Below are 257 nucleotides of genomic sequence, written 5' to 3'. Positions count from 1 at the left end.
ATATGGGAGAGCCGCAAAAGATCATCGATATTGCTCGCCGGATGATTAAGCTTTCGGGCCGAACGGTTAAAGATTCGGAAACCGGGGAGGGTGATATCGAGATCAAGCTGACAGGCCTGCGGCCGGGCGAGAAGCTATATGAAGAATTGTTGATCGACGATGACAGTCTGTTGCCCACCCCACATGTCAAGATTCTTCGCGCCCAAGAGGGGATGCTGAGCCAGATTGAGGTTGCATCAATGCTACGTGAATTGTCG

Annotated in this window: 1 protein-coding gene; it reads left to right on the top strand. The window is 51.8% G+C overall.

Features of this window, described 5'->3' with window-relative positions:
• Positions 1 to 257: polysaccharide biosynthesis protein (locus tag V7680_RS15715; protein WP_335654186.1), on the top strand; the 257-nt coding region annotated here is incomplete at both ends.

The sequence above is a fragment of the Parasphingorhabdus sp. genome (genome assembly GCF_036963705.1).
Taxonomy (GTDB): Bacteria; Pseudomonadota; Alphaproteobacteria; order Sphingomonadales; family Sphingomonadaceae; genus Parasphingorhabdus.
Note: the sequence above shows the minus strand (reverse complement) of the source record. Positions and strands in the feature narration are given on the sequence as shown.